A 22387-nucleotide genomic window follows, 5' to 3' on the forward strand; every position below is an offset into this window, starting at 1 on the left:
TTGAATTCCCTCTCATTCGCCAAATGACAACCTGCAATCATCCGCAAATTGCCATTTAGCTTGTACTGGATTGCTATTCCATCAAATTAAAGTTGTGTTAAACGTTGCAGCATCTGGTCAGAAGCAGAAACCGCTTTACTGTTAATTTCATAGGCACGTTGAGTTTGGATCATATTGACTAACTCCTCTGCAACGTTAACGTTCGAGGTTTCCAGCATATGTTGATACAGCAAGCCAGCACCGTTAGTGCCCGGCGCACTTTCATTTGGAGCGCCTGAGCTGGCAGTTTCCATATAGAGGTTTTCCCCCATACTTTCTAAGCCTGCATCATTAATAAAGGTTGTCAGTGTGATTTGCCCAATTTGTTGTGGTTGGTTATCACCATAAACTGTGATTGAAACGGTACCGTCCGAGGCAATAGAAAGGCTATTTGCATTATCTGGGATGGTAATTGCCGGCACGATCTGGTAACCACTGGAGGTGACTAATTGGCCATCCTGATTAGGCTGTAGAGCGCCATCGCGGGTATAAGCGTCGCTACCATCAGGCATCTGCACGTGTAAAAAACCTTGCCCTTTAATCGCAATATCCGTGGTATTCCCTGTTTTATTCAACGCACCTTGGCTATGTATACGCATTGTTGCGACAGGACGGGAACCCGTACCCAATTGTAACCCCGATGGCAAAGACGTTTGCTCTGAGCTCATTGCCCCCGGTTGACGAACATTTTGATATAACAAGTCTTCAAATACAGCACGCTGACGTTTAAAACCATTAGTACTGACGTTTGCCAAGTTGTTGGAAATAACATCAAGGTTGGTTTGTTGGGTATCAAGCCCAGTTTTCGCAATCCATAGAGAACGGATCATGGTGATTCCTTACTAAAAATTAGCTAACGGCAAGCAGTTGGTTGGCTTTTTGTGCATTTTCATCCGCACTACGTACCACTTTCATCTGCATTTCAAAATATCTCGCATTGGCGATCATCGACACCATAGCTTCAGCCGCATTAACATTGCTGCCTTCAATCACTCCCGATGTGAGTGATGCTCGTTCACTTTGTGCCAGCACATCACCATTCGCGGCTATTGCCTGTGGTGAGAGATGAAATAATCCATCTTCACCGCGTAGCAAATCCTGAGGTTGAGCTTCCACAATTTTCAAACGACCAATTTGACCTAACATGGTTGGCGGATCGGTGGCGAGTAGCGCGGTGACCGTACCATCCTCACCAATGGTTAATTCAGCATTTGGGGGAACGTTAATTGGCCCGCCATCACCTTGTAAACGGTGTTCACCAATCACCAGCTCACCCTCAGATGAAATTTGGATGTTCCCGTTACGTGTATAAGCCTCACTGCCATCGGCAAGTTCAACCGCTAAGAAATGCTTATCGTTCAATGAAACATCCATCGGCCGGCCGGTATAATTAAGCGGCCCTTGGCTCATATCAGCGCCTGGCGTTGAAGCAACGACTAACGTACGTGTTTGCTCGCTATCACCATTAATCGGAACAGCGCGCATCGCCGCTAACTGTGCTTTAAAACCAGAGGTAGAAACATTCGCAATGTTGTTAGAAACAATCGCTTGGTTTTCAAGCGCATGTCGAGCTCCCCCCATTGCGGTATAAATGACGTGATCCATGGCCACCCTCTACTATTAACGTAAATTAACCATCGTTTGCAGCATCTGATCTTGGGTTTTGATTGTCTGCGCGTTCGATTGATAGTTACGTTGCATCACAATCATATTGATCAGCTCTTGGCTCATATCAACGTTAGAAGACTCTAACGCTCCACTCGTCAATTTCCCGAATTGACCAACCCCCGGTACGCCATCCATTGGGTTACCTGACGCATTTGATGATGCCCACACGTTACCGCCTTGTGAAACTAAGCCACTTGGATTAGCAAAAGCAGACAGGGCCACTTGACCAACCACTCGCTTTTGTTGGTTTGAGTAGTTAGCGACAATCAGACCGTTGTCTTCTATTTTAAAATTGGTGTACTCACCGGCAGGATAGCCATTAACATCAATAGCACTGACAGAAGATTCACTGACTTTTTGCTGACGAGTTTTATTTAAGTCAACCTGCAATGTGCCATCATTAGCGCCATTCAATCCGTTGTAATCAAATGCAAAAACGGCATTCGTTGGGCTGGCTAAGCGACCATTACCATCGAATTCTAGGTCACCTAATTTTTTCGCCACCTTATCGCCTGAGTCTCTTCCATAAGCCGTCCATTTATTGTCATCCGTTTTAACAAAATAAACTGAAATTTCATGGGTGTTACCTTGGCTATCAAAGGCACTCATTGTGGTACTAAAGTTATAACTTCCTGTGTCATCAGGGTTATTAACATCAAATGGTTTTGATTTAACTTTATCTTCGGAGTTTAGATTAATAGTGAGCTTTGCCGTATCAGATGCTCTTGCATCCATCATATCCGTTGGGATATTTAATCCTTGAGGTACGCCACCGCTTTGAACAACGATATTGCCATTTTCATCTAAACCCGCTGGGTAACCGGTAATAATCATTCCTTGGTTATTCACCAAATTACCGCTTTTATCGCGCGTAAATTGTCCATCACGGCTATAAAAGATATCGCCGTTTTGATTTTGAACTCGGAAAAAGCCATTACCAGAAATTGCCACATCTGTCGGTCTATCCGTCCGAGTAATTGGACCATCTTTAAAATTTTGAGTGACTGCCGCAACGTTAACACCCAGACCTACGCCTGAACCGGCAAACATATCGGCAAAAGAGGTGGTCGCCCCTTTGAAACCATTGGTTGCGGAGTTGGCAATGTTATTACCAATCGTATCAAGCCCCGCTGAGGCGGCATTTAAGCCACTAACTGCTTGTGAAAAAGACATGTGTTCTCCATGACGGTTTGGGGAATAAAATTAAGATGATGGGTAGACCTTAAAAATGCTGCTAAGTGGCACACTCTGCCCTATCCCAACATCCAATAAAGGCGCATCAGTGCCCGGTGTGACACCATTCACTCGGGTATAACCCAGTTTAGTGACTTCTATCTCAGCACCGTTTTTAATGGCCTTTACATCAAAGAAATATTTACTTTTAGTATCTGCAACTAATTGACCGTTGTTATCACGACCATCCCACGACATATCGTAAATATCGGGTTTTACTTCTGTTTCGTAAGAAATCGTACGAACTACTGCCCTATTTTTGTCACGAATGGTGATCTCAACGCTGTCTGCGTGTTTAGGTAGGAAGAAACCAAATGGTGAAGAAATGTAATCGTCTTGAGATACCTCACTCTCATCACCACTATCATTTAACACCGACAAACTACGGTTGAGTTCATCATCAGGTAGAGGATTTGTTGGCTTAGAAATATCGCTATTTTCACCACTTTCTTGTTTTTTAAGCGGTGCAAGCACAATTTCATTACGCGGTATCAAAACCCCTTTTCCTACTAATTGGGTTGCTTGCAACGATTGACCTGAACCGATTTGACTTGAGATCCCGCTGACTTTATCGCTCAACTTATTCATGCTTTCGAGAGTTGCAATTTGGGCAAGTTGACTCGTCAAGTCCGTGTTTTCCATCGGCTTGGTGGGATCCTGATTTTGCATCTGCGTCACGATCATTTTTAAAAATGTGTCACGCATATCATCTGTTTGACTTTTTGTTGGAATATTACTTTTCAATGGCTCAGGGCCAGTCGTTGTATTATCCAAAGAATCATACATTGTGGCTGCAATGCCCATTTTGCTTCCTCGTTACTGGCCTATGGTTAAGGTTTTTTGAAGCAACGTTTTCGCGGTGTTCATTACTTCTAAATTCGCTTGATAGCTACGGGAAGCAGAAATCGTGTTGATCATTTCACCAACCATATCGACATTAGGCATACGTACATAACCTTTCTCATCGGCTAATGGATGACCGGGCTTATATTCCATACGTGGCGGTGTAGGATCTTCAATCAGTTGGCTGACTCGCACACCACCGACCTCATTGCGACCTTGAGGCGACATTTGAAAGACCACTTGTTTCGCACGGAAAGGTTCACTGTCAGGGCCAACGACACTTTCTGCGTTAGCCATATTGCTGGCACTCACATTGAGGCGCTGTGATTGAGCCGTCAATGCAGATGCTGAAATATCGAAAATACTTAATAAAGCCATAATCATTACCCTTGTTGTAGCACGGCCAACATGCTTTTAACGCGACTATTAATGAATGTCAGATCTGCCTGATATTTCAACGTATTATCTGCAAATTGGCTGCGTTCTATATCCATATCAACCGTATTACCATCCATTGACGTTTGGTATGGCACACGATATTTAAGATCAAGAGCGGGGGCTTTCATGCCTCGACCTTCTATATGGCCCTTTGCTGTCACTGCAAGCGCAACACCTTTACCGTTGATCCCTGCGCGATCGACCGCCTGTTGTAACTGACGACTAAAATCAATATCTCGCGCCTGATATCCGGGTGTATCCGCATTCGCAATATTTGCGGCCAATACAGTTTGTCTTGCCTCGCGTATTGATAATGCCTGCTGCTGAAAAGCAAATGTGGCATTTAATTTATCAATCATGTTCGCCCTCGATAAATATGTGCTTACCTAGCGTTTCAATCTTATCGCTCTAAATAAGCTGGAATATGTCACGTCATTCGCCAACGCGATTCTTCAAAGAATAGCAATGCAGAAAACGCTGAAATTTAAAATTCGACGCGCTTATATTAGCGGTCTGACAAAAAATCTAATGGCAGGATAAAGGCAAAATTATTGACCTATTTGCCCCATTCAATATTGATGGCATGCGTAGAATGCGAGCAACTAAAAAGTGTATGTTGATAAGGTGCCAGTTCGATGAATGGTTTTCAAACAACAATATTCAGTACATTAATTTTACTGACAGCCACCGCTGAAGCCTCTTTACCTCAAGACATTAACGACTATTTTCGTCAAATACACACAAAACCTAATCAAGTTTCTATTGAGATAAAAACCCCAATAGAACGTTGGCCCAATTGTGAAAAACCACACATTTTCCCACCCGTCGGTAGGCGAAATATGGGAAATATTTCATTACCTGTACAGTGCGGTAAAAAGAAGCAATTTATCCAATTAACCGTTAATGTCACAGGGCAGTACCATGTTGCAACACGCAATATCACCCGTGGTGAAAAAATTGAATTTGTTGATATCGGGACCAAAAAGGGGTTATTACACAAATTACCCTCTGGCACGATAAATGATAAAGTCGCAATACGCGGTAGTATCGCACTACGTGATATCAATGCAGGACAGACGCTGACGCAATCCATGATGCGTAAACCATGGGCTATTAAAGCAGGACAAAACGTCTATGTTTTTGCCAATGGAAATCATTTTTCTGTGAAATATGAAGGACGAGCCATCAATAATGCTGCCATAGGTGAAAATATACGCGTGCGTCTCATTAACGGCCAAGTTGTGAATGGCTCGGCCCTCGAAAATGGCAGTGTTCAGATAGCGCTCAAGTAGCGAATTTTAATTGAGATTCAATAACATAATATATAGTATGTACCCGCTAATAATGAATAGTAGCGGCATCATTTCAAATATTAGAATTGTCTTAAAGATAAGCATAACATTAAAGAACTCGTAATTAATGCCGATATTCCATTCATAAAAATATCGGAACAGGAAAAACACTATGGCTATTGAGCAAACATCTGCAATTTCAGCGTTAACGCAAGTCACAAACCGTGACCCTCAAGATCCTGCGGCACAACTTCGTGAGAAAAAAGTCTCAGAAGCCGAATCAGTCAAAGAAAGTACTTTTTCACCAAGTGAACTCAAAAAGAAATTACTCCAGCCTCAGGCGAGCGATATTAATAGTGAAAAGGTTGAAAGAATTAAGCAAGCCATTAAAGAGGGAACATTGCAAATGGATGCAGGAAAAATTGCTGACGGTATTTTACGCGATGCCCATGAATGTATGCTGGCGATGAAATAAGATAGTTAATATGAACGACGAATTATTAATATTATTGGAACAACAGCTCACACATTTGCAGTCATTACAAATTGTGATGAAGAATGAAGAGCTGTTGTTGGGCTACCACCGTGTTCCACCCTCACCTTTTCAGGAAGCGACTGAGCAAAAACGCTATTTAGTCACCACGATAGGCCATGGTGAAACAAATCGGTTACGCCTTGAGCAAGAACTTGGTATTGCCGCACCTTATGATGAACATCCTGCTCTTTATCATCTATGGGCTGAAATTAAAGCGCTAACAACGACGTTAAAAGAGCTTAATTACCGTAACCACCAAATGTTGCAGTTGCACATTGAACTGAATAATCAGCGACTTGCTTTTGTCAAAAAGCATAATAATCAATCAACTTATGGTGCGGATGGTTTAGAAGAGAAACGCCCTGTTTTAGGGAAGAAAATCTCTATTTAATCTCAGTGATATACTGGTCAATTATGACTCGCTAGCTAAAGTCGGTATATCATTGAAGAATCATTTATTTTTATTATCGTCGCATCCCATCATCATCGCGTTTACGAGCCAATAAAAGAGAAGCTATCATTTAAGGCATATCATTGGTTAAACCAATCTCGCCCTTTCGCTGGGCAACTAGATCTATCCAATAGTAATAGATGTCTCATCCAAGCATCTTATTCTATAACTTCACAACAACCAGCAGCCACAAAACATAATAATGATCCAATTGGCATCATACCTATTGGTGATATAACTGTTGGTATGTTTCAAGCCATTAGAATTCAACGTGACATCATCAACGTCACAGAAGCGTTTCTATCAAACATCAACGTTGCGTTTTTTATGTCTTCTGCCAGTGATAGCTGTGTGATATCGATAGGCAATGATTATGGGGAGGTTATTCTTTTATCCAAAGATAAAAATGCCATGGCGGACAGTGTGTGATGCCTGACTGGATTACCCAATAAGGCATCGTACTCTTTTATTAAATACTCATCGCTTTCATAAACGGATTTAGCTGCCACTGATCATGGATGTCATACGAATTTTACGACGATCATTTAGTTCAAGATTTGACATCACGACCAGCTGTGGCAAGCTTCGACGTAAAAAACGAGAAAGAATCAAACGTAAACCATGGTTAACTAACAATACCGTCGGGGCTCCCATGGCTTCTTGATGCCTTATCGCCTCTTCTGCCTGATTTTGAATAAATTGTGCTAAGTTAGGCTCTAACCCGCCGCCATTTTTTGCCGCCTGTAATAAAATTTGCTCAAGACCGGCATCTAATCCAATCACTTGAATTTCTTCTGCATGACCAAACCACTGTTGGGTTATTGCTCGTCCTAGCGCGATACGCACCTGCGATGTTAAATAGTCAGTATCTTTTTGCTCACCATTTTCACCTGCCATTTCAGCGAGTGTTTCAAGGATCGTCCGCATATCTCTGATCATCACCTCCTCCGCCAATAAATTCTGCAATACACGATGCAGTATTGTCAGAGAAATGGTGTCAGGGATCAGGTCATCAGCCAACTTCGGCATCTCTTTTTTCACTCGGTCATACAGCAATTGAGCTTCTTGACGACCAAACAATGTGCTGGAGTTCTGTAGCAGAATTTGATTAAAGTGCGTCGCCACAGCCGTACTCGCGGAGACAACGGTATATCCTTGAATTTGAGCCTGTTCACGTAAATCATCATCAATCCACACAGCTGGCAGACCAAAGGCGGGTTCTTTAGTCGCATCACCAGGTAAGGTACCTGCTGCATTACCGGGGTCAATGGCTAAACTACGCCCTGGTTGAGCTTCACCGCGCCCAACCTCCGCACCTTTGATAAGGATGCGATATTCACAAGGGGAAAGCTCTAAGTTGTCGCAAATATGAACAACTGGAGGCAAATAACCCACCTCTTGAGCAAATTTTTTGCGTAGCCCACGAATACGTCCAAGCAATTCGCCTTGTTGGTCGTTATCCACTAAAGGGATCAACCGATAGCCAACTTCCATTGCCAACAAATCTTCTAATTGAACATCGTCCCACGTCGCTTCAACGACTTTATTTGCCTCTTGAAACTGTTTGAGTTGACCATCCTCAGTTTGGTTTTCAGGCTGTTTTGATTTACGTACTAAATACCAACCCAATCCAGCTAACGCCACCGTAAACAGTAAAAAAACAAAGTTTGGCATGCCTGGGATTAAGCCAATTAACCCTAATACCCCTGCACTGAGCCACATAACTCGTGGGTTATTAAATAATTGGGTGACCATCTGCTCACCCACATCCTCATCGGTCGCCACACGAGTCACAATCACCCCCGCGGCAGTGGAGATAATCAGAGCAGGGATCTGAGCCACTAAGCCATCACCGATAGTCAGCAACGTATAAGCACTGGTTGCATCACCTAGCGTCATATTATGTTGCCCAACACCTATTATCAGTCCACCAACGACGTTGATCACCATGATCATGATCCCCGCGATTGCATCTCCACGCACAAATTTACTCGCACCATCCATCGAACCATAAAAATCAGCTTCTTGAGTGACTTCTGCTCGACGTTTTTTGGCTTCATCATCATTAATAATTCCCGCATTCAAATCCGCATCAATGGCCATTTGTTTGCCAGGCATACCATCGAGTACAAAACGTGCGCCGACTTCAGCGATTCGTCCAGCCCCCTTAGTAATCACCATGAAGTTAATCAACACTAAGATGATAAAAACGACAATCCCGATCGCAAAGTTGCCGCCGACCAAGAAGTGACCGAAGGCTTCAACAACACGCCCTGCCGCATCAGGACCGGTGTGACCATCCAGCAAAATGATACGTGTTGAGGCGATATTCAGTGATAAACGTAATAATGTCGCGAACAGTAAGATGGTTGGGAAAGCGGCAAAATCAAGTGTACGCTTGGTGAACATTGCCACTAATAGCACCATAATGGATAGCGCGATATTAAAGGTAAATAGCAAATCCAAAATAAAGGCCGGTAGCGGCAGTACCATCATTGATAAGATAAGTAAGATAAGCACTGGGCCAGCAAGAATTTGCCACTGTGTACCCTGTAAATTTTTAGGCAATTTTAATAATGCAGCCAAATTAGCCATCGCGATTGTTTTCTCCAGCAAAATCCAGCGCCGGTGGCACTGGTAAATTTTTCGGTTTTCTTGGTTTTAATCCACCCTCACGCCGCCAGCGACGCAGTTGGTAAACCCATGCTAAGACTTCTGCCACCGCAGCATACAGTGCGACAGGAATGCTTTGCCCTATTTCAGCATGGCGATAGAGAGCCCGTGCTAATGGGGGAGCCTCTAGCTGTAAAATTCGATGCTCTTGGCCGATTTCTTTGATGCGTTGCGCTAACACGCCAGCACCTTTTGCCAATACTTTCGGCGCCCCCATATGTTTGTCATCGTATTTTAATGCGACTGCATAGTGAGTCGGGTTGGTGACAATCACATCGGCTTGAGGCACATCCGCCATCATGCGATTACGCGCTATTGCTCGCTGCTGCTGACGAATTTTTGCTTTAATTTGAGGGTCACCCTCTTGCTGTTTAAACTCGTCTTTGATTTCTTGACGGCTCATTCGTAATTTTTTCAAATGAGAGCGAAACTGATAAAACACATCAAATGCCACCATCGGGATCAGCAAAAATACAATTAAATAGCCGGCAAAAATCACCTTGTACATCGCGTTTTCTAACGCACTTACTGGTGATTCGGTTACCAGATGCAACAATGATGGCCAGTTTTGCCATAAAAAAATGGCCGCCCCTAATCCAACAAACATCGACTTTAGGACTGCTTTAAACAGTTCAGAGAGTGCGTTCATCGAAAAAATTCGTTTTAATCCACTGATTGGATTAAGCTTTTTCAAATCAAATTTAATTAATTTACTATTAAATAATAAGCCACCAACAAGTGAAGATGCCGAAATACCAACTAACGCCAACCCGCCAATGACAGGTAAGAGTGCAAATAATGCTTCCCCTACCATTTGTCCAAAGTAACTCACCATCAACAAGGTGTTTTGTATATAGTGCCCATCAAAAATAAAGCCTTGACGAAAAATTTGCCGCAACTCGTCGGCAAGGTGCCCACCACTTAGCCATAATAGGCTGATACCCGCCAACATCATCATTAGCGAACTTAGCTCTTTTGAACGAACTATCTGCCCATCATCTTTTGCTTTCTGTTTTTTATGGGGCGTGGGTTCTTCTGTTTTTTCTACATCACTGTCGTCGGACACGCCATTTCCTTGCTGGTCAGCAGATTGGAAGTTTGGGCTATAGCATGACAGAGTGTAAAAAAATCAATGCAAGAAAATAGACGACGTTCACTAGGGTTATTTACCCATTGAGTAATATTTCAGCTATTTTGCGAAACGTTACGCAAAAAATAACGGCATCGTGCATTAAAAAGATGTCGAAATTACATGACAAAAATAAAGACGAAAATCCTGAGTATGCTGATTAAACGTAGGCATGATCAGTACTGCAAAATAAATACACCGAATCCTATTTTGTTCGGTCATGTCAGAAGGTAAGCTAATCAGCTACTTTCTTGTTTAAAGGTCACCACGATATGGATAGTTGCCATCTTGTCGCCCCAGAGGTTTTAGCTGAAGATGCCAAAAAAGAAGCGGAACGCATGCTAAATTGGTTAAAACAACAAGGTATTATTGACCCTGATTATCAGCAGCTAGAAGATGATGAAGTGTTGTATCGCCCGACGCCAGCGTATAAACAACCCATCTTATATGTGATTGATGATAAAATCGTACCGACACAACTTCCCGAAAACATACTGAAAAACTATTTAACCATTACCACTGAGCGTACGGTTTTCCATGCCGGAGGAAATGGTCTGGGTATCTACTGCCCAACGTGTAAAAATGAGCAAAGCGAGCAAAGTGAACGTTGGATCGATGCGGTGACGGCTTGGTACGAAGGTCATCCTCATGATTTAGAATGTGTCAATTGTGATTATCACGCCCCTATTTCAGACTGGCATTATGACCCACCATGGGCATTTGGTGATTTAGGATTCAGTTTTCATAGTTGGGATATGAGTGATGATTTCATTCAGCAATTTACTGAAGCATTTGGTGGCAAAATTGTTGAAGTCTATCAACATGACTAAGTAATAGGTCGATAGCGTGCTCTGTTTCATGACTTGAGCGACATATTCTCGACATGATGAAATCCCCCTGCATCATAGTTGAAGGGGGATCTACCGCCAGTTAGAAACCTAACTCATCTAACAAATCATCGACTTGCGATTGTGATGCCATCACATTCGCACCGTCTTTATTAATCTGTGGGCCATTTAATAAGCTGTCATTCTGCTGTTTAACTCGCATTTCTGGTGGCGTATTTTCCATTAACAATGCGAGTAGCTGTTTCTCTGCTTCTTCGACCACTTCCATCATTTTTTTAATGACTTGCCCTGTCAGATCTTGAAAGTCTTGTGCCATCATGATTTCAAGTAATTCTGCTTTAGTCGTATTACTATCAGTAATCACTCGACCGAGAAAATCATTCGTAGATTGCTGTAATTCCGCACTAATTTGGTTATTAGTCACACCATTCCATTGCTGCTGCAATGCTAGCGCTTGGTCATGCATCTGGGCTTGCAGTGGTTTGATTACATCAATACCATTTAATGTTTTTTCAGCTGCTTGAGCCGTCATTTGCGCAATATAGCGTAGACGGTCTTTGCCATCAGGAATGCTAGCAACAGCCTGCTGAACACTTTTTTCTAAGCCAAGTTCCCGCATGCTTTCGCGCAAAGTTCTCATCAAGGTACCAATCCGAGTAATGACCTGTTTTAAATCGTCATTACCAGTGGGACTGCTCGCCGTTACTATTTGTTCTGTCATCACACTCTCCTTCAGCAGGTGCGTTTATTGCAATCCCATCTTTTCAAATACTTTGTTCAATTTTTCTTCTAATATCGCCGCGGTAAATGGCTTCACAACATAGCCACTCGCACCCGCTTGGGCTGCTGCGATGATATTTTCTTTCTTCGCTTCAGCAGTCACCATCAAAACAGGAATATGTTTCAACGCTTCATCGCCACGAATAGTTTTCAATAACTCTAAGCCATCCATGTTAGGCATATTCCAATCCGCAACCACAAAATCAATATGTCCGGCACGGATTTTTTCTAAGGCATCAATGCCATCTTCCGCTTCTTCAATTTTATTAAAGCCAAGTTCTTTTAATAAGTTACGAACAATACGTCGCATCGTGGAAAAATCATCTACTACCAAAAAACTCAGATCTTTAGCGGCCATAACCACTCCTTCAAAAATACAATTGTAAATTCTGCAACCGTTATGCGGACACAGATGAAAGTCGAGCCAAAACACTCGGCGCAATTTTGGCAATATCTTGAATTTCGTCGACAGCATTGAGTTCGATAGCTGCTCGCGGCATGCCAAATACCACGCAACTGCTTTCGTTTTGTGCGTAGGTGACCGCGCCTTGTTGACGCAAGTTCAGCATGCCTTTTGCCCCATCCATGCCCATTCCGGTTAATAAAATACCCACACACTTACGACCAACACATTTCGCCACGGAGTCAAATAACACATCCACAGAAGGGCGATGGCGGTTTACAGGTTCAGTTTGCTGTAAACGGATGTGATAACCACGGCCGTTATCGACTACCAACATATGTGAATCACCGGGGGCAATATAAGCATGGCCTTTCTGTAGTGGTTCATTGTGTTCGGCCTCTTTCACGGTCAACGAACACAATTTATTTAACCTTTCAGCAAATGAACGCGTAAAACCGGCAGGCATATGCTGTGTAATCACCACCGGAGGACATTCACGAGGGAGCATTTCTAAAAATTGGCGAATAGCTTCTGTCCCGCCAGTTGATGCCCCTACAGCAATCACTCTGCTATGACAAACATAGGGTGACAGTGGCTTAACCATTTTTGTTGGCTCAGCAACCCCCTTTTCTGGACGCGCAAAACGATTTCGCTGAGTAATTTTTGACATGGCCGCGGCACGGATTTTTTCGCCGATCACATCACGGTAGCTCATCATGGTTTCACGGATACCAATTTGTGGCTTAGTGACAAAATCAACCGCACCAAGCTCTAATGCTTTCAGTGTGACTTCAGAGCCTTTGGATGTAAGCGTAGAAACCATAACAACAGGTAATGGGTGTAACCTCATCAATTTCTCTAAAAAATCAATGCCGTCCATCCGTGGCATCTCAACATCAAGCGTTAAGACATCAGGTTGATGTTGTTTGATTAAATCACGCGCCACATAGGGATCCGGTGCCGTATCAACAACCATCATGTCGGAGTGACTATTAATGATTTCACGCATGATTTGACGCATTAATGCTGAGTCATCAACACAAAGCACTTTAATTTTGTTCATCACCCCCTCCTCGCCGATTGTAAGCTGTAGACTGTTTGTCCTTTAATTACAAATCGTTGTGATAATTGTGATAAATTTTCTGAATGGCCGATAAATAACAAACCGTCTGGTTTGAGTAATGGCGCAAACCGCTCTAATAGTTTGATTTGCATCTCTTTATCGAAGTAGATCATGACGTTACGACAAAAAATTGCATCAAAGCGATGTTGCAGCTGCCAATCGTTATCGCTAAGATTTAAATACCGAAATTCAATCATCTGCCTTAATGTCTGTTTAACACGTGCGTAGCCTTCAAAATCTCCCACCCCTTTCATGAAATAGCGTTGCCGCTGTAATGCACTGAGTGATTTGAGTTCTTCAATGCGATACACACCTTGTTTCGCCTTATCTAATACCTCTGTATCAATATCACTTGCGATGATTTTGGCATTAGAGGCTTGAGCACCCAGCACATCGCTTAGTGTCATCGCAATAGAATAAGGTTCTTCCCCTGTTGAAGAAGCCGCACACCAAATATTGATGTTGCTATTTTTACGAGAACGAACAAAATCGGCCAAAGTGACAAAATGATGAGGTTCACGGAAAAAAGCGGTTAAGTTTGTCGTCAATGCATTCACAAATGCTTGCCATTCAGGATGTAACGGCTCTCGCTCTAACATATGGAGATATTCAGCGAAATTACTGACATTACAGTCTCGTAACCTTTTTAATAACCGGTTATACACCATGTTTTTTTTATTCATGGTAAGAACGATGCCTGATTTTTTATGAATAAATCGGCAAACCCGACCGAACTCTTCATCGGTCAATGGTTCTATCTGTGGCGCAAAAAGCATCGTACTTTGTCCTATTTAATAAAAACCCAGAAGCAGCCGATAAACGGCTGCTTAATGCCTAGCAATGAATTAACGAATGTGTGCGACTTTATTTTCCGATACTTCAAAGAATGCAACGGTATCAACTAAGTTATTGGCTTGGTCTTCCAAGGCCGCTGTTGCACTGGTCGATTGCTCAACCAATGCGGCGTTTTGTTGCGTCACTAAATCCATTTGGCTCACTGCTGTTGCAACCTGTTCAATACCTCGGCTCTGTTCATTAGAAGCAGACGCGATATTCCCCATCAATTCAGTGACCTGATTCACTGCCGCCACCAACTCATTCATGGTTTGTCCCGCTTCGTTAACTAATTGAGATCCTTGGTTGACTCGTCCGACGGATTCATCAATCAATGTTTTAATCTCTTTCGCCGCTTCAGCACTACGCTGAGCCAATGCACGAACTTCACCTGCAACAACCGAAAACCCACGTCCCTGTTCGCCAGCTCTAGCGGCTTCTACTGCGGCATTTAAAGCGAGAATATTGGTTTGGAAGGCAATGCCATCAATCACACTAATAATGGCACTGATTTTTTGTGAGCTGTGTGAAATTTCTGTCATTGTTTCAATAACATCGACAGTAATATCACCGCCTTTAGTTGCCGTTTTTGATGCTGAGATCGCGAGTTCACTTGCTTGACGTGCGTTGTCCGCATTTTGTTTTACTGTCGCAGTTAATTCTTCCATGCTCGCTGCTGTCTCTTCTAATGATGCAGCTTGTTGCTCCGTGCGAGAGGATAAATTGTTATTGCCCAACGCAATCTCACGAATACCGGTATACATTTGGTCAGTGTTGATGCGTAAATTAATAACTGAAGTCGCAAGTGACTCTTGCATCAGTTTAAGTTGTTCAAATACTTCACCAATTTCATCTCGGGTTGTGACGCGAATATCTTGATTCAGTTTGCCTTGCGCGAGTTTCATAAAGTGTTCACTCATGCTCATGAGTGGATAAATGACTTTACGCTTCATCCAAAAATGCGCTAAACCAGAAACGGCTAAAATAATGAAGGTCACAGCAAAGAACATAAACCAGGCCACTTGATTATAGAAATTCGCAGAATCTAGTGAGTTTTTGCTGTCGTTATTCAGTAACTCAAGGTATTGGTCGATAATTTCAGCCATCTGATCTTGATGCTGCTGTGCAGGCAATGCGACATAGCCAGGAATGTCATTACTCTCAATCAACGCTCTTAATTCTTTTAAAATTGCCACAAAAGCTTGGTAACTCTCTTCGATTGCCGCGAGATTTTCATGCTCATTCAATAGCGGCTGAGCTTTAAATTTTTCATAGTCGTCAGCCGCTTTTTGTAGAAATTGATCAAAAACACCTTTCGCCTGCTCAATGCTCTTCGTGTCAGAATCCACTTTCATGTGCACCACGATTTGGGTCAGAGTACTACGGGCTTGCATAAGATCTTCATAGGTGGTTTCGAGTAAATCACGTTTTTTCGAACCGAGATCGATACGTTCTAAAGAAGAGAGTTCGCTAGACACTATTCCCAATGAAAGGGCGCTAGATACTATCTGCATCCCACAAAACATAATAAGCAGTAGATATAAACTGACTGAAATCCTTATACTCTTACCAAACATATTTTATCCCCACATACGCCAGCTAAGATTTCTATGTAACAATCACTATTTCAGTGATGTACAGAAACGCTGCCAAGCGTAAAACTTGGCAGCGCTAAGCTGAGCTGAGTCTTTAGAAAGTTTCCCAATTGTCATCATCTTGATGATTCTTCGATGCTATTTTTTTCAAATCTGGCGTCTTCACGACATTTGAAATTGTTCTTGCCGCAGGCTCTGTCACTTGGCGCTCTGTTTGCTTCATGGCAGGCAAACGGAAAATCGATATCAGTTGAGCAAGCTTAGCAACTTGTTCTTCCAAAACATTTGCCGCAACCGCAGATTGTTCAACGAGTGAAGCATTTTGCTGAGTCACCTTATCCATTTCAGCAACGGCAATACTGACCTGTGAAATTCCCTTGCTCTGCTCATCCGATGCCAATGCAATATGGGACATAATGTCAGTGACACGAGTAACGGACTCAACAATTTTTGTCATTGTTTCACCCGCATCACCAGCTTGACGCGCGCCTGTATCGGTTCTTGATACAGAGTCTTCAATCAATGCTTTGATCTCTTTTGCGGCATTTGCACTGCGCTGCGCGAGGTTACGAACCTCATCGGCCACCACCGCAAATCCACGCCCATGTTCACCAGCACGTGCCGCTTCAACCGCCGCATTCAATGCTAATATATTGGTTTGGAAGGCAATGCTATCGATAACAGCAGTGATATCTGAGATCTTTTGAGAACTTTCAGCGATATTCAGCATGGTATTTACCACATTGGACACCACTTTCCCGCCTTCTTTAGCAATCGCTGAAGCTTGACTTGCATACTCGCTAGCTTGATGCGCGTACTCCGTATTTTGTTTTACTGTCGCGGTCAGCTCACTCATACTCGCGGCAGTTTCTTCTAAACACGCAACTTGTTGCTGAGTACGAGAAGAAAGATCATTGTTACCTGCGGCTATCTCACTGGTTCCTTGATAAATAGTCTCACTACCATCACGAACCCCACGAACCGTATTAATCAGTTCTTGTTGCATATGTTCGACACCCCGAGCCAATTCACCAATTTCATTGGTCGCCTTGGTATCAACGATTGGTGTTAAATCACCCGCAGCAAAAATTTTGATTCGTTGAATTAAATGCCCTAAAGGTTCAATAATTCCCTTACGTACATAGCGGTAACTCAAGAAGCCAATAAGTGCTAATACAACTGATAAAAAGATAATTAAATATAAGGATTCGCGATAATTAGCATCGGCACGTTTAACTTCACTTTGGAAATCCGCTGAAATGTCAGCAAAATAAGCATTAAATTGTTCTTCAAATTTAATTTGATGTTCTGACGTACGATGTGCATAGAATTGCTCTAATTGACCTTTTTGAGCGTATTCCCCTAATTTAATTAACGCATTACGGTAAGTTTCATAAGTTGAAAAGAGCTTTTCAAATTTAGCCTTATCATAATTTGTTTCTGACATCAGCTTGTTATAACGCTGATAGGCAGCATCCGCGGCTTTAAAATTACGATTTGCTGCCTTAATCAGGTCGTCAGCGGAAGCATCATCCTGATAGGCACGCCCTTCCAATAAATAGGCATTGACTGAGCGATTAAGATTAGCGCGAGCTTGTAAAAGATTAACCCAACTTTCGGTTAATACTTGTCTTTGGCGTTGGAGCGAATTCAAATAATTAATACTGTCACTGTTATCGCCCAGTTTATTAAACATCAAACTGCTGGATATTAACTGCAACAGAATAAAGACAACAATGACGGACAAAAGTCCTGATACGATTTTAATTCGGCTGTGCATGACGTTTTACTAACATAATGTTGTTGTATTTTTGGTATCGGTCGTAAGGCTAAAAACTTTAGCCGTTGAAACGAGAATATTTATGGCTGAGGGTTACTCAGCCATGCTGTCAATCAGCGCCATTTCGTCACTGGTTAACAGTTTTTCAATATCCACAAGAATCAACATACGCTCTCCCACAGTACCAAGCCCTGTCAGATATTTCGTTGATAATGTGACGGCAAAATCTGGCGGAGCAGCAATTTGCTCTTCATTCAGCACTAATACGTCGGATACACCATCAACAACAATGCCAACAACCCTGTCTTTTAAATTCACAACAATCACCACCGTGTTGTCGTTATAGGTGACGTTTTGATGGGAAAATTTAATGCGTAAATCAATAATAGGGATAATCACTCCCCTTAAATTGGTAACCCCTTTAATGAAATCAGGTGTATTAGCAATACGAGTAACTTGCTCATATCCTCTAATTTCTTGTACTTTTAATATTTCGATGCCGTATTCTTCTTCGCCTAACGTAAAAATGAGATAACCTTCCCCATTTTTTTCTTCATCAAGCTTATTTAAATCATCATCCAACATTGACATAGTGTTTAGCCTCTATCTCTATTTAGTGCAGAACGGGTTGTGCAATTTGCTGCTTCTTTTTCAGCAAGATGCTGTTATTCATCTGTTGTAACTCAGCCACATCTAAAATCAGTGCGACAGAGCCATCTCCCATAATGGTAGCGGCAGAAATTCCCGGAATTTTGCGGTAATTACTTTCAATATTTTTAACAACGACTTGCTGCTGCCCCACCAACTTATCAACCAATAATGCAAAACGATGTCCGGCATGTTGAATGATCAGCACGATACTATTGGCCAAGTCGCGCTCAGCGCCAGTGATACTAAACACTTGATGTAATTCAACTAAGGGAAGGTATTCGCCGCGGACCAATAACATTTTTTCTTCGCCCGCAAGGCGATAAATATCTTCTTGGCGTGGTTGTAACGTACTGATAATGGCACTTAGTGGAACGATAAATACATCCTCTGCAACTTTCACTGACATACCATCTAAGATGGCTAAAGTAAGCGGCAGTAAGATACGAATGATGGTGCCTTTTCCTTCGGTGAAACCAATCTGAATGCGTCCGCCCATGTCTTGAATATTGCGTTTTACAACATCCATACCGACACCACGCCCAGAAACATCGGTGACAACTTCTGCGGTTGAAAAGCCCGGTGCCATAATCAGCATGGCAATCTCTTCATTGCTCATGCCATCATGAACACTCATGCCTTGAGAGCGAGCCTTTGCAAGAATACGTTCACGATTGAGACCTGCGCCATCATCCCGAACTTCAATACAAATATTGCCACTTTGATGTGATGCCGAGAGTGTTAATGTACCGGTTTCAGGCTTGCCATTAGCAACCCGAACATCAGGCTTTTCAATACCATGGTCAAGGCTGTTACGAACGAGGTGATTAAGGGGATCAACAATACGTTCAATTAAACTTTTATCGAGCTCTGTCGCACTACCTTCGACTTTTAACTCAATTTTTTTATTGAGCTTAGTGGCAATATCACGCACCATTCGAGGAAAACGGCTAAAAACGTAATCCATCGGCATCATACGAATCGACATAACGGACTCTTGCAATGCACGAGAGTTACGTTCCAATTGCACTATCGAACTCAGTAAATCACCATATTCATTGTGGTCGAGCTGCTGACTGTGTTGAGTCAGCATGGACTGAATAATCACTAACTCACCCACTAAATTAATAAGCTGATCAACCTTTTCCACGGCGACACGAATACTACTAGAATCGGCTTTTGTTTTTGAAGAGACAGCTTTGCGAGAGTCTGCATTTGCTTTAGGCTTGACTGCCGCGGTTGAAGGCGCTTCCTTGTTAAGGTCCTGTTCAACCTCTTTTGCAGAATCAACCGCTTCTGAAGCAACATTTGCTGAATCAACCTCATTATTACTGTCTGCGAGTAGGTAAGCTAAACAGGTTTGTGCATTGGTTAATTGATGACTGATCTGTGACTCATCAACAACAAAACATAACACGCCACAAATATCTTCAATTGCTGTATTGGTTCCAACCCAAGCCGTTAAACTATCTGCTGTTTTTTGTGTGTTATACAGGGTGCCAAATAGCGCTAACTCCTCCGCTAATAGCTCTACCTCATTCTTTTTCAATTGATTAAGCGTGATGATAAAATAATGCTCGTATTCACTTTTTATCGTGTCTTCAGCAACTTGAACAGAGGTTGATTGGTTCAAGGGTAATGCGATGCTGGTTTCTTCAACAACCACTTCTTCGGCTTTCTGCTCTACACGTCCAAGTACTTCACAAATATGCTTAAATGATTCTTCATCCGGTAATGAATCATTTTTATAAGCTTCAAGTTGTGCGGCCATCACATCCTTTGCATCAAGAAAAATATCAATGATATCAGGTGTTAATGTCAGTTCATCATGACGTGCCTTATCGAGCAGGTTTTCTAATGTATGCGTGGTGTTTTGCAACTGTGTGAAACCAAAGGTCGCAGCTCCACCTTTTATTGAATGAGCACTACGGAAGATTGCATTTAACTGTTCGCTATCTGGGTCGACAGGATCGAGCTCAAGCAAATGTTGTTCCATATCCCTAAGTAACTCATCAGCTTCATCGAAAAACGTTTGATAAAACTCAGTAATATCCATGGTTCTTATCCAATTTAGCTTAGGTTTCACTTCATGTTGTAGGCCGATAAATGGCGATACAACTCAATCAGTTTGAAGGTGTTGGTGTTGATATTGATGATGAATGAGCGTCCTCATTGGTTGCATTTTCTGCATTTCCAATTGAGGAAGGCTCAGGCCTTGATGAAGATTTATGTAACACTTCACTCAAGGTTGTTGCGCCATCGTATTCATGTAAGATCTGCTCCGTTTCACTTTCATTTAATACAATGATGCTAATACGGCGATTGATCGGCGCTAATCCGTTGCTTTTATCGAGATGAATACTGGAAGCCATACCAACAACCCGTAAAATCTTATCTTGGGTGAGTCCGCCAGCGATCAATTCACGGCGTGAGGCATTTGCCCTATCCGCGGAAAGTTCCCAATTGTTATAGTTTGCGCCATTGGCATACGGCAGATCATCCGTATGGCCTGAGATGCTGATCTTATTAGGAACGTCATTAAGTAACGGAGCAAGCGCGCGCAAAATATCACGCATATAAGACTCGACATGTGCCGAACCGACCATAAACATAGGACGATTTGCGCTATCAACAATTTGAATACGCAACCCCTCATCAATCATATCGATCAACAAGTGAGGCTTGAGTTCATTTAATCGAGGGTCTTTGAGGATGGCTTGCTCAAGCGAACGCTTTAGTTTTTCAAACTGAAAATTAGCATGACCTTGAATCTCATTATTCGGTTCAGGCAAAACATCTCCATCACGAAATATGATGTCCTTGCCCCCTCCTGGTATTGGATTTGTCGCATCACCACTTTTCGCACCCGGATTAATCGCTGTTTTTAATGGGGTACGAAAATATTCCGCTATCTGAGTTAGCTCTTGTGGACTTGATATAGAAATCAGCCACATAACTAAAAAAAATGCCATCATCGCCGTCATAAAATCCGCATAGGCGATTTTCCAAGAGCCACCATGTCCACCTTGATGGCTTGAAACACGCTTTTTAACACGAATAATATGGGCGTTATTTGCTCTCATCGGCTGCTCACTCCTCGTTCTGAACTTGTGAACGATTACCCACTTTCACTTCACGAACCCTCTCTTCTAACTCAATAAAAGAAGGACGATCCGTGCTGTATAAAACCTTACGTCCAAATTCGACAGCGATTTGTGGTGCATACCCTTGCAATGCAGATAGGAATGTCACTTTGATGCATTCCATCATTTTGAGTTGCTCACTCGTACGTAAACGAATAAGTGCGGCAAGCGGTAAAATAAATCCATAAGCCACTAAAATACCTAAAAAAGTACCAACCATGGCATGCGCAATTAATGCCCCCAGTTCACCAGCGGGTCGATCCGCTGAACCTAATGCATTCACCACACCTAATACTGCCGCAACGATACCGAATGCTGGCATCGAATCACCGACCATATTCAGCCCAGAAGCGGGGACTTCACTTTCTTGGCGAAAAGTTTCTAACTCTTCATCCATCAGAGCTTCTATTTCATGACTTTGAAGATTACTCGTCACCATTAGGCGCAAATAATCCACCACGAACATCAGCGTAGTTTGATCTTTTAAAACGCGGGGATACTGAGAGAAAATTTCGCTTTCTTGAGGATTTTCAATATCTTTTTCAAGTGCGAGCAAGCCTTCTTGGCGTGACTTATTTAATAACTGAAACAACAATGCCATCAAATCCATCGACATTGCTTTGTTGTAGGAAGAACGGCGAAATAAGCGTGGTAACACTTTGCATAAGGCGATAATCGATTTACCACTGTTACCAACAACGAATGCACCGAAGCCAGCACCTAAAATAATAACGAATTCCGCAGGTTGATAAAGCGCTCCTAAATGCCCACCGAGCATCAAATAGCCGCCGATAACTGTACCTGTAACAATGATATATCCGATGAGTATTAACACAATATTCCCTTCAACTCAGTTATGTAACAGATGGCAGTTAAAGGGAATATAAGGAAAGTCAGGTAATCTTAACGACCTGTTGACCAAATCAATCCAA

At 42.5% G+C, this 22387-nt stretch carries 22 protein-coding genes; 4 read left to right on the top strand and 18 right to left on the bottom strand.

Translation table 11 applies throughout. The annotated features are described in order from the left end of the window. Positions 1 to 86: 86 nt before the first annotated feature. From flgG to flgB, 6 genes are read right to left on the bottom strand one after another with little or no spacing between them, the layout of a single operon-like run. A complete protein-coding gene (gene flgG / locus M1F03_RS12195; RefSeq protein ID WP_154622981.1) occupies positions 87 to 869 on the bottom strand; it encodes a flagellar basal-body rod protein FlgG in 783 nt (260 codons plus the stop codon). Between the two features lie 19 nt (positions 870 to 888). Further along, on the bottom strand, positions 889 to 1644 hold the full coding sequence (locus M1F03_RS12200) for a flagellar basal body rod protein FlgF (RefSeq protein WP_154622980.1): 756 nt from the start codon (positions 1642 to 1644) through the stop codon (positions 889 to 891). Between the two features lie 15 nt (positions 1645 to 1659). Then, complete coding sequence (gene flgE, locus M1F03_RS12205) at positions 1660 to 2880, bottom strand: flagellar hook protein FlgE (protein WP_154622979.1); 1221 nt, start codon at positions 2878 to 2880, stop codon at positions 1660 to 1662. Positions 2881 to 2910: 30 nt separating this feature from the next. Continuing rightward, complete coding sequence (locus M1F03_RS12210; RefSeq protein ID WP_154622978.1) at positions 2911 to 3744, bottom strand: flagellar hook assembly protein FlgD; 834 nt, start codon at positions 3742 to 3744, stop codon at positions 2911 to 2913. A 12-nt stretch (positions 3745 to 3756) separates the two neighbouring features. Continuing rightward, entirely contained in the window at positions 3757 to 4161 is a 405-nt protein-coding gene (gene flgC / locus M1F03_RS12215) for a flagellar basal body rod protein FlgC (protein WP_154622977.1), read from the bottom strand. Between the two features lie 5 nt (positions 4162 to 4166). Then, positions 4167 to 4580 carry a flagellar basal body rod protein FlgB gene (gene flgB, locus M1F03_RS12220; RefSeq protein WP_154622976.1) on the bottom strand — a complete coding sequence of 138 codons (414 nt, stop codon included), beginning with the start codon at positions 4578 to 4580 and terminating at the stop codon, positions 4167 to 4169. Between the two features lie 276 nt (positions 4581 to 4856). Between flgB and flgA the strand changes: the two genes are divergently transcribed. The 3 genes from flgA to M1F03_RS12235 all read left to right on the top strand — a co-directional run bounded on the left by flgA (position 4857) and on the right by M1F03_RS12235 (position 6439). Next, positions 4857 to 5513, top strand: a complete 657-nt coding sequence (gene flgA / locus M1F03_RS12225) for a flagellar basal body P-ring formation chaperone FlgA (RefSeq protein WP_251464427.1) — start codon at positions 4857 to 4859, stop codon at positions 5511 to 5513. Positions 5514 to 5685: 172 nt separating this feature from the next. After that, the gene (flgM, locus tag M1F03_RS12230) at positions 5686 to 5988 is read left to right on the top strand and encodes a flagellar biosynthesis anti-sigma factor FlgM (protein WP_154622974.1); all 303 of its coding nucleotides are present in this window, start codon (positions 5686 to 5688) and stop codon (positions 5986 to 5988) included. 10 nt (positions 5989 to 5998) lie between these two features. Continuing rightward, entirely contained in the window at positions 5999 to 6439 is a 441-nt protein-coding gene (locus tag M1F03_RS12235) for a flagella synthesis protein FlgN (protein ID WP_154622973.1), read from the top strand. 558 nt (positions 6440 to 6997) lie between these two features. On the opposite strand, the gene flhA is transcribed toward M1F03_RS12235, so the two are convergent. Together flhA and flhB are read right to left on the bottom strand one after the other, a co-directional pair. Next, positions 6998 to 9094: a flagellar biosynthesis protein FlhA gene (flhA, locus tag M1F03_RS12240; RefSeq protein ID WP_154622987.1), complete on the bottom strand. Its 2097-nt coding sequence runs from the start codon at positions 9092 to 9094 to the stop codon at positions 6998 to 7000. Then, a complete protein-coding gene (gene flhB / locus M1F03_RS12245; protein ID WP_163862351.1) occupies positions 9087 to 10238 on the bottom strand; it encodes a flagellar biosynthesis protein FlhB in 1152 nt (383 codons plus the stop codon). Before flhB ends, flhA begins: the two co-directional genes overlap by 8 nt. Positions 10239 to 10573: 335 nt before the next feature. On the opposite strand from flhB, the gene M1F03_RS12250 reads away from it, so the two are divergent. Next, positions 10574 to 11131, top strand: coding sequence for a hypothetical protein (locus M1F03_RS12250; RefSeq protein ID WP_318839940.1), 558 nt, complete (start codon positions 10574 to 10576; stop codon positions 11129 to 11131). A 100-nt stretch (positions 11132 to 11231) separates the two neighbouring features. Here the strand turns inward: M1F03_RS12250 and M1F03_RS12255 are convergent, their stop codons facing one another. The 10 genes from M1F03_RS12255 to motA form a co-directional block, all read right to left on the bottom strand. Continuing rightward, positions 11232 to 11870, bottom strand: coding sequence for a protein phosphatase CheZ (locus M1F03_RS12255; RefSeq protein WP_154622970.1), 639 nt, complete (start codon positions 11868 to 11870; stop codon positions 11232 to 11234). 24 nt (positions 11871 to 11894) lie between these two features. After that, a complete protein-coding gene (gene cheY / locus M1F03_RS12260) occupies positions 11895 to 12287 on the bottom strand; it encodes a chemotaxis response regulator CheY (protein ID WP_154622969.1) in 393 nt (130 codons plus the stop codon). Positions 12288 to 12327: 40 nt separating this feature from the next. Beyond that, entirely contained in the window at positions 12328 to 13395 is a 1068-nt protein-coding gene (locus M1F03_RS12265) for a protein-glutamate methylesterase/protein-glutamine glutaminase (protein WP_154622968.1), read from the bottom strand. Further along, entirely contained in the window at positions 13395 to 14231 is an 837-nt protein-coding gene (locus M1F03_RS12270; RefSeq protein WP_154622967.1) for a CheR family methyltransferase, read from the bottom strand. Before M1F03_RS12270 ends, M1F03_RS12265 begins: the two co-directional genes overlap by 1 nt. A 69-nt stretch (positions 14232 to 14300) precedes the next feature. Continuing rightward, positions 14301 to 15866: a methyl-accepting chemotaxis protein gene (locus tag M1F03_RS12275; RefSeq protein ID WP_249999006.1), complete on the bottom strand. Its 1566-nt coding sequence runs from the start codon at positions 15864 to 15866 to the stop codon at positions 14301 to 14303. Positions 15867 to 15978: 112 nt separating this feature from the next. Next, positions 15979 to 17664 carry a methyl-accepting chemotaxis protein gene (locus M1F03_RS12280; RefSeq protein WP_251464429.1) on the bottom strand — a complete coding sequence of 562 codons (1686 nt, stop codon included), beginning with the start codon at positions 17662 to 17664 and terminating at the stop codon, positions 15979 to 15981. Positions 17665 to 17757: 93 nt separating this feature from the next. Then, positions 17758 to 18255: a chemotaxis protein CheW gene (gene cheW / locus M1F03_RS12285; RefSeq protein WP_154622964.1), complete on the bottom strand. Its 498-nt coding sequence runs from the start codon at positions 18253 to 18255 to the stop codon at positions 17758 to 17760. Positions 18256 to 18277: 22 nt separating this feature from the next. After that, positions 18278 to 20368 (bottom strand): chemotaxis protein CheA, encoded by a 2091-nt coding sequence (cheA, locus tag M1F03_RS12290; protein ID WP_251464431.1) that lies wholly within the window; start codon positions 20366 to 20368, stop codon positions 18278 to 18280. 67 nt (positions 20369 to 20435) lie between these two features. Further along, entirely contained in the window at positions 20436 to 21395 is a 960-nt protein-coding gene (gene motB, locus M1F03_RS12295; protein ID WP_154622962.1) for a flagellar motor protein MotB, read from the bottom strand. 7 nt (positions 21396 to 21402) lie between these two features. Continuing rightward, the gene (gene motA, locus M1F03_RS12300; protein WP_163862359.1) at positions 21403 to 22290 is read right to left on the bottom strand and encodes a flagellar motor stator protein MotA; all 888 of its coding nucleotides are present in this window, start codon (positions 22288 to 22290) and stop codon (positions 21403 to 21405) included. Positions 22291 to 22387 lie beyond the last annotated feature (97 nt).

This window comes from Providencia sp. PROV080 (genome assembly GCF_033688105.1).
Taxonomy (GTDB): Bacteria; Pseudomonadota; Gammaproteobacteria; order Enterobacterales; family Enterobacteriaceae; genus Providencia; species Providencia zhejiangensis.

Excerpts from the sequence above, each read along its gene's own strand:
- M1F03_RS12235 (WP_154622973.1), top strand. The coding sequence starts at position 5,999 with ATGAACGACGAATTATTAATATTATTGGAACAACAGCTCACACATTTG.
- M1F03_RS12210 (WP_154622978.1), bottom strand. The coding sequence starts at position 3,744 with ATGGGCATTGCAGCCACAATGTATGATTCTTTGGATAATACAACGACT.
- M1F03_RS12270 (WP_154622967.1), bottom strand. The coding sequence starts at position 14,231 with ATGCTTTTTGCGCCACAGATAGAACCATTGACCGATGAAGAGTTCGGT.
- flhA (WP_154622987.1), bottom strand. The coding sequence starts at position 9,094 with ATGGCTAATTTGGCTGCATTATTAAAATTGCCTAAAAATTTACAGGGT.
- flgB (WP_154622976.1), bottom strand. The coding sequence starts at position 4,580 with ATGATTGATAAATTAAATGCCACATTTGCTTTTCAGCAGCAGGCATTA.
- flgG (WP_154622981.1), bottom strand. The coding sequence starts at position 869 with ATGATCCGTTCTCTATGGATTGCGAAAACTGGGCTTGATACCCAACAA.
- M1F03_RS12250 (WP_318839940.1), top strand. The coding sequence starts at position 10,574 with ATGGATAGTTGCCATCTTGTCGCCCCAGAGGTTTTAGCTGAAGATGCC.
- M1F03_RS12200 (WP_154622980.1), bottom strand. The coding sequence starts at position 1,644 with ATGGATCACGTCATTTATACCGCAATGGGGGGAGCTCGACATGCGCTT.
- flgA (WP_251464427.1), top strand. The coding sequence starts at position 4,857 with ATGAATGGTTTTCAAACAACAATATTCAGTACATTAATTTTACTGACA.
- flgM (WP_154622974.1), top strand. The coding sequence starts at position 5,686 with ATGGCTATTGAGCAAACATCTGCAATTTCAGCGTTAACGCAAGTCACA.
- M1F03_RS12275 (WP_249999006.1), bottom strand. The coding sequence starts at position 15,866 with ATGTTTGGTAAGAGTATAAGGATTTCAGTCAGTTTATATCTACTGCTT.
- cheY (WP_154622969.1), bottom strand. The coding sequence starts at position 12,287 with ATGGCCGCTAAAGATCTGAGTTTTTTGGTAGTAGATGATTTTTCCACG.
- flgC (WP_154622977.1), bottom strand. The coding sequence starts at position 4,161 with ATGGCTTTATTAAGTATTTTCGATATTTCAGCATCTGCATTGACGGCT.
- cheA (WP_251464431.1), bottom strand. The coding sequence starts at position 20,368 with ATGGATATTACTGAGTTTTATCAAACGTTTTTCGATGAAGCTGATGAG.
- M1F03_RS12265 (WP_154622968.1), bottom strand. The coding sequence starts at position 13,395 with ATGAACAAAATTAAAGTGCTTTGTGTTGATGACTCAGCATTAATGCGT.
- cheW (WP_154622964.1), bottom strand. The coding sequence starts at position 18,255 with ATGTCAATGTTGGATGATGATTTAAATAAGCTTGATGAAGAAAAAAAT.
- motB (WP_154622962.1), bottom strand. The coding sequence starts at position 21,395 with ATGAGAGCAAATAACGCCCATATTATTCGTGTTAAAAAGCGTGTTTCA.
- M1F03_RS12280 (WP_251464429.1), bottom strand. The coding sequence starts at position 17,664 with ATGCACAGCCGAATTAAAATCGTATCAGGACTTTTGTCCGTCATTGTT.
- flgE (WP_154622979.1), bottom strand. The coding sequence starts at position 2,880 with ATGTCTTTTTCACAAGCAGTTAGTGGCTTAAATGCCGCCTCAGCGGGG.
- M1F03_RS12255 (WP_154622970.1), bottom strand. The coding sequence starts at position 11,870 with ATGACAGAACAAATAGTAACGGCGAGCAGTCCCACTGGTAATGACGAT.